General features: G+C 73.4%; 6 protein-coding genes. 2 read left to right on the top strand and 4 right to left on the bottom strand.

The features are described 5' to 3' along the window. Window positions 1–1,126, top strand: a 1,126-nt coding sequence (pgi, locus tag B100_RS0125680) for a glucose-6-phosphate isomerase (protein ID WP_024887283.1), incomplete at its 5' end; no start/stop codon positions are given. A 59-nt stretch (window positions 1,127–1,185) separates the two neighbouring features. Here pgi and B100_RS0125675 read toward each other — a convergent pair. From B100_RS0125675 to B100_RS0125660, 4 genes are read right to left on the bottom strand one after another with little or no spacing between them, the layout of a single operon-like run. After that, on the bottom strand, window positions 1,186–3,468 hold the full coding sequence (locus tag B100_RS0125675; protein ID WP_024887282.1) for an FtsX-like permease family protein: 2,283 nt from the start codon (window positions 3,466–3,468) through the stop codon (window positions 1,186–1,188). A gap of 5 nt (window positions 3,469–3,473) precedes the next feature. Then, entirely contained in the window at window positions 3,474–3,605 is a 132-nt protein-coding gene (locus B100_RS37725; protein ID WP_486585703.1) for a hypothetical protein, read from the bottom strand. Window position 3,606: 1 nt separating this feature from the next. After that, window positions 3,607–4,359 (bottom strand): ABC transporter ATP-binding protein, encoded by a 753-nt coding sequence (locus B100_RS0125665; protein WP_024887281.1) that lies wholly within the window; start codon window positions 4,357–4,359, stop codon window positions 3,607–3,609. After that, complete coding sequence (locus tag B100_RS0125660) at window positions 4,356–4,871, bottom strand: PadR family transcriptional regulator (protein ID WP_024887280.1); 516 nt, start codon at window positions 4,869–4,871, stop codon at window positions 4,356–4,358. The genes B100_RS0125665 and B100_RS0125660 overlap by 4 nt, the downstream gene beginning before the upstream one ends. Before the next feature lie 126 nt (window positions 4,872–4,997). Between B100_RS0125660 and B100_RS0125655 the strand changes: the two genes are divergently transcribed. Further along, a complete protein-coding gene (locus B100_RS0125655; RefSeq protein ID WP_024887279.1) occupies window positions 4,998–6,269 on the top strand; it encodes an ABC transporter substrate-binding protein in 1,272 nt (423 codons plus the stop codon). Window positions 6,270–6,402 lie beyond the last annotated feature (133 nt).

Raw genomic sequence — 6,402 nt, 5'->3', positions numbered from 1 at the left:
GGAGTTGACGTTCCGGTTCGTCTCCAACGTGGACGGCGCGGATCTGCACGAGGCGATCCGCGACCTGGACCCGGCGGAGACGCTGTTCATCGTGGCGTCGAAGACGTTCACCACGATCGAGACGGTCACCAACGCCACCTCGGCCCGCAGTTGGCTGCTGGNGGGNCTCGGCGGTGACGAGAAGGCGGTGGCGCGGCACTTCGTCGCCCTGTCGACGAACGCCGAGAAGGTCGCCGGGTTCGGCATCGACACGGCGAACATGTTCGAGTTCTGGGACTGGGTCGGCGGNCGCTACTCGTACGACTCNGCGATCGGCCTGTCGCTGATGATCGCGATCGGCCCGGACCGGTTCCGCGAGATGCTCGACGGGTTCCGGATCGTCGACGANCACTTCCGCACCGCCCCNCCGGAGGNCAACGNNCCNCTGNTNNTNGGNCTGTTGGGGNTCTGGTACAACAACTTCCACGACGCGCAGTCGCACGCGGTGCTGCCGTACTCGCACTACCTGTCGAAGTTCACCGCCTACCTCCAGCAGCTCGACATGGAGTCCAACGGCAAGTACGTCGGCCGGGACGGACACGAGGTCGACTGGCAGACCGGCCCCGTGGTGTGGGGCACGCCGGGCACCAACGGGCAGCACGCCTACTACCAGTTGATCCACCAGGGCACCAAGCTGATCCCCGCCGACTTCATCGGCTTCGCCGAGCCCGTGGAGGAGCTGAGCGAGGGGCTCGCCGCCCAGCACGACCTGCTGATGGCCAACTTCTTCGCCCAGACGCAGGCGCTGGCCTTCGGCAAGACCCCGGACGAGGTGCGCGACGAGGGCGTCCCCGAGGAACTGGTTCCGCACAAGACCTTCCAGGGCAACCACCCCACCACCACGATCGTCGCGCGCGCCCTCACGCCGTCGGTCCTCGGCCAGCTCGTGGCGCTGTACGAGCACAAGGTGTTCGTGCAGGGCGCGGTGTGGAACATCGACTCCTTCGACCAATGGGGCGTCGAACTCGGCAAGGTGCTCGCCAAGCGTGTCGAGCCCGCCCTCACCGAGGGTGCCGACGTCCCCGGCCTCGACCCGTCCACCAAGGCACTGGTCGCCGCCTACCGGGAGCTGCGCGGCCGGAGCTGAGCACCCGGGAGGCGGACGGCGGAGCGCCGTCCGCCTCCCGCGGTCGTGCAACCCCCGGCTCAGGCCACCGCGCTCAGCGTGTCAGCGAGGCGGCGGCGGGCCGCGCGGGCGGCCGGGAGCGCGGCGAGGGCGGCGGCGCCCAGGACGGCGGCCGTACCGAGCAGCACCAGCAGCGCGGGGGAGGGCAGCTGGGCTATCCCCGCGCCGATGCCGCTCGACCGGCCCTGGGCGTCGATCAGCCAGTGGGCCAGCGGCAGCCCCAGCGCGGTGGCGAGGAGCACCGCCGCCAGGGCCGTACCGGCGGTGGCGGTGACCGTGACGGCGGTGATCTGCCGGGGGGACAGGCCGACGGCCTTCAGCGCCAGCAGGTCGCGCTCACCCTCGCGGACGGTGCCGCCGATCGCCGTCAGCAGTTCGACCAGCCCGATCAGGGCCAGCACCACGACCAGCCCGAGCACCACCGCGCGCAGCGGGGACAGCCCGTCGGCCGGGTTGGCCACGGTGTGCACGTCCAGGTGACCGCGGCCCTCCGACGCGAGCCGCGCCGCCACCTCGGCCGGGTCCGCGCCCGGCTCGAGACGCAGCTGGTAGAGGCCCGGCCGCATCTCCGGGTCGTTGGCGCGCAGGGTGTCGAGCGAGGTGGAGATGACCCGGCCGGCGTTCTCCGGCTCGATGCTCCGGCCCACGATGTGCAGGATCTGCGGCCGGTCCCCGACGGTCATCCGCACCCAGTCACCCACCCGCACGTGCAGCAGGTCGAGCAGTCCCTGCCCGGCCACCGCCTCGTCCGGGCCGCGCGCCGCCCGGCCCTCGGCCACCGAGAACGGGTACGGCTTCTCGTGGGTGCCGAACCCGCGCAGGGCGATCGTGGCGGTCTGGCCGGGGACCAGCGCGGCCACCTCCACACCCGGATGGGCGGCGGTGACCCGCGGATCGCTCTCCAGCAGGGCCCGCACCTCCCCGTCGTCCAGCGAGGCGTCGGCGCGGACGCTCAGCGCGGCGGGCAGCCCCACCCGCTCGGGGGCGCTGTGGAAGCGGTCGATCGTCGTCCACGCGCTCAGCGCCACCACGATCAGCAGCAGCGGCAGCGCCAGCCTGCCCACCGCGCCCAGCGACCGCGGCCGCCGGGTGAACGCCTTGTGCCAGCCCAGCACCAGCGCCGGAGGCACCCGCGCGCCCAGCGCGCGGCGCGCCACACCGGTCAGCCGGCCGGCCGGCGCCGCCGCGGGGCGCGGCACGGGAACCGGCGGGACCCGGCCCGCCCGCCAGGCGGCCAGCCCGGTGGTCGCGCCGATGAACAGCACCGCCCCCACCGGTACGACGCACAGCGCGACGGTGTGCCCGGGCAGCCCTTGCCACACGTCCACCGCGTCCCCGAGCCGCCCCGGCACCGCGCCGCCGAGGACCTCGGTGAGCGCGGCGGCGGCCACCGCGCCGAGCAGGGCGTAACCCAGGTGCTGGATCAGGAAGACGCGCACCACCTGGCCGGGCGTGAAGCCGATCGCCTTGAGGACGGAGATGTCCCGCAGATGGCCCCGGATGCGTGTGGTGATCGCCCCGTGCACGGCGAGCCCGGCGGCGACCAGCGCGCCCAGCCCGAAGAGCCCCAGCACCTGCCCGAGCAGCCGGTTGTCGCCCTGCGCCTCGGCGCGTGCCTGCTGCCAGGTCGCCACCTCGCCGATCGCCCCGGCGCCCAGCGCGGTCACCGCCCGCTGCACGGCGTACCCGGTGTCGCCCGGATCGGCCAGCCGCAGCCCGATCACCTGCCCGTCCGGCTCGGGCACCGCGGACGGCAGCGCCCACACCAGCCCGGCCCGCTCACCCGGCCGGAAACGCGGTTCGGCGCTGTCCGCCACACCCACCACGGTCAGCCGGCGCGCGGTGCCCGGCACGGTGAGGGTGTCGCCGGGGGCGGTCAGCAGCGCGCGGGCGAGGCCGCTCTCCAGCACCACCCCGTCGGGCGTCGCCGTATCCAGCCAGTGCCCGGAGGCGACGAGGGGGCGGCCCACCTCGGGCCGGTCCGCGGTGCCGCGCATCTCGACGGAGGCCCGGCCGCCCTGCGAGGCCAGGGTGAGTGAGGCCGTGGGATAGGGGCCCGCGACGGACCGCACCCCGTCCAGGCCGGCCAGCCTGGACGCGTCGGCGGACGTGGTGGTGTGCAGGGTGACGTGGGCGCCGTGCGCCTGGGTGAAGACCCTCTGCCAAGGGTTGGTGGCGTACCCGAACAGGGCCGTGGCCAGCAGCAGGGAGACCACGACGCCGGCGGTGGCGAGCACCAGGAACAGGGCCTCGCCGCGGTGCGATCGCAGATCGGAGTGCGCCCAGCGCAGAGTCGCTCGCACCGGTCTCAGCCCCTCGCGGGTCGGTCGTGGACGCGCATGTCAGGGCGCTGCGGGCCGGTGGTGGCGCGCAGGTCGGTGCCTCGCGGGCCGGTGGTGGCGCGCAGGTCGGTGCCTCGCGGGCCGGTCGTGACGCCCATGTCAGTCCCTGAGCTCCAGCACGCCGGACGTACCGGCCCGGCGCGGCGGGGGACCGGCGTCGAGTTCGGCGTCGTCGGCTATCCGGCCGTCGAAGAACGAGATCACCCGGTCCGCGGCGCTCGCCAGCCGGGCGTCGTGCGTGACCAGCAGGATCGTCTGCCCGCGCTGATTGAAGCGGGACAGCAGCCGCATCACCTCGCGCGTGCCCCTGCTGTCCAGGCTGCCCGCGGGCTCGTCGGCCAGCAGCAGCGGCGGGTGGTTGACCAGCGCCCGGGCCAGGGCGACCCGCTGCTGCTCACCGCCGGACAGCTCGCCCGGCATGCTCCGCTCCTTGCCCGTGAGGCCCAGCTCGGCGAGCAGCTCCCCGCGCGCGGCGCGGGCCTTCCTCGGCGGCATCCCGGCGAGCAGCGCGGGCAGTTCCACGTTGTCCGCCACGGACAGGTCGGAGACCAGGTTGAAGAACTGGAAGACGATCCCGATCCGCCGGCGCCGCTCGACCGCCCAGCGGGCCTCGCTCCAGCCGTCGGTGCACTCGCCGTCCAGCCGGATGCTGCCCGCGTCGGGCCGCTGGAGCCCGCCCAGCAGATGCAGCAGCGTCGACTTGCCCGCCCCCGAGGGACCGGTGATCGCCACGAACTCGCCCCGGGTGACCCGCAGGTCGACGCCGCGTACGGCGTGCGCCGGGGCGCCCTCGCCGTGGTGCGTCTTGACCAGGCCTTCGGCGTGCAGCACGGGAGCGTCGCTCTCGCTCACTGAAGCTCCTCCAGCTCTTCCTGACACCGCTCCAGCCAGTCGAGGTCGGCCTGCAGGTGCAGCATCGCGCCCTCGATCAGCAGATGGGAGATGCGGTTGTCCCGGTCCTCGGCGGCCGCCAGCTTCGACAACTGGCGCATGGTGTTCAGATACTGGCGCCGCTGCCTGTTGATGAGGGCGATCTGGTCGGCGAGACCGGTCTGCGGGGCCAGGGCCAGCTTCATGAAGAACTCGTCCCGCACCCGGGGTTCGTCCGCCGTCTCCTCGTACCAGGCGCGCAGCGCCTCGTGCCCGGCCTCGGTGAGGTGGTAGACCTTCTTGTTCGGCCGGCTCGACTGCTCGATGGCCTCGCCCTCGATCAGCCCCGTCTTCTCGAGGCGGCCGAGGGTGACGTAGATCTGGCCGACGTTCGGCTGAGGGTACGCGGAGCCCAGCAGTTGCTCAAGGTCCTGCTTGAGCTCGTAACCGTGCGCCGGGCCGCGGGCGAGCAGCGCCAGGAGGGGCAGCCGCACTCGTGCTCTCCTCCTCGCGCTCCTGGGTAATGTGCCGCAGGACCTAGTATCGCCCATACCTAACGGGTATACATGGCCTCTGACCCCGGCAAGGGTGCCCGGGTGCCGGTGTACAGGGAGGAACCTATGCGGTGGATCCATGCCGCGGGTAGGGGCCTTCTCGTCCTGATCGTCGTTCTGACCGGTTACGTCGCCTCCGGGGCGCAGGCCGGCGAGGGTCCGGGCGACGGGCGCGGACCGCTCACCCTGGCGACCGCGGGGGACCTCACCGGCTATCTCGGCGCGGTCCTCGACGGCTGGAACCGCACCCATCCCGGCGAGGAGGTCACCCTCGTCGAACTGCCCGACTCCGCCGACGAGACCCGCGCGCAGATGATCACCGATCTGCGCGACGGCGAGCAGGGCCGCTTCGACGTGCTGAACATCGACGTCAGCTGGACCTCGGAGTTCGCCGCCGCCGGCTGGATCCGCCCGCTGCCCCGCGACCGCTTCCCGCTGGACACCTTCCTGCCCCGGGTCGTCGACACGGCCACCTACGACGACCGGCTGTACGCCGTCCCGTACGTCACCAACGCCGGGCTGCTGCTGTACCGCAAGGACGTCCTCGCCGACGCGGGCGTCCCGCCGCCGCGCACCTGGGCCGAACTGGAACGGGCCGCGAAGACCCTCGCCCCCGCACGCGGTCTGGACGGCTACGCCGGCCAGTTCCTGCCGTACGAGGGGCTGACCGTCAACGCGGCCGAGGCCGTGTACTCGGCGGGCGGCAGCATCCTCGGCGACGAGGGCGAACGCGTCACCGTGGACTCCCGGGCGGCCCGCAAGGGCATCGGCTTCCTCGCCCGGGGCGTCCGCGAGGGCTGGATCCCCCGGGAGGCGCTGGCGTACAAGGAGGAGGAGTCCAAGCAGGCCTTCCAGGACGGCCGGCTGCTCTTCCTGCGCAACTGGCCCTACGCCTACGTCGCCGCCTCCGCGCCCGGCTCGAAGGTCGCCGGCCGGGTCGGCGCCGTGCCCCTGCCCGGCCCGGACGGCCCGGGCACCAGCGTCCTCGGCGGCTCCAACCTGGCCGTCAGCAGCCACGCCCGGCACCCCGACTCCGCCGCCCGCCTGATCGCGTACCTCACCAGCGAGCGGGTGCAGCGCCAGGTGCTCACCCGCGGCGCGCTGCCGCCCGTACGGGCCGCCCTGTACGACGACCAGGAACTCGTGCGCCGGTTCCCGTACCTGCCGAGCCTGCGGGAGAGCGTGCTGGCCGCCGCCCCCCGGCCGAAGAGCCCGCACTACGACCAGGTGAGCCTGGTGGTGCAGGCGGTGGTGCACGACGCGATGACCGGGCGGCAGACGCCCGGGGCGGCGGTGCGCCGGCTGGCGGCCGAGCTCGCCGCCGTCTCCTCCCGCTGACCCTCTCCCTAGTTACGTGTTAGGTAACGCGAGCGTCTCAGTCACGCCCGAGATGCCCCAGCTCGCCCTGCCCTGTACCCCGTAACCTCCCGGTAGCTTGCGCCAGTTCATTGACACCTGCTGTTCACCGCTA

This window comes from Streptomyces sp. CNH189 (genome assembly GCF_000527195.1).
The sequence above is the reverse complement of the archived record's forward strand: the minus strand, read 5'-3'. Positions and strand labels throughout refer to the sequence as shown.

Coding starts and splice junctions, on each gene's coding strand:
- B100_RS37725 (WP_486585703.1), bottom strand. CDS start 3,605: ATGGGCGTCACGACCGGCCCGCGAGGCACCGACCTGCGCGCCACCACC.
- B100_RS0125655 (WP_024887279.1), top strand. CDS start 4,998: ATGCGGTGGATCCATGCCGCGGGTAGGGGCCTTCTCGTCCTGATCGTC.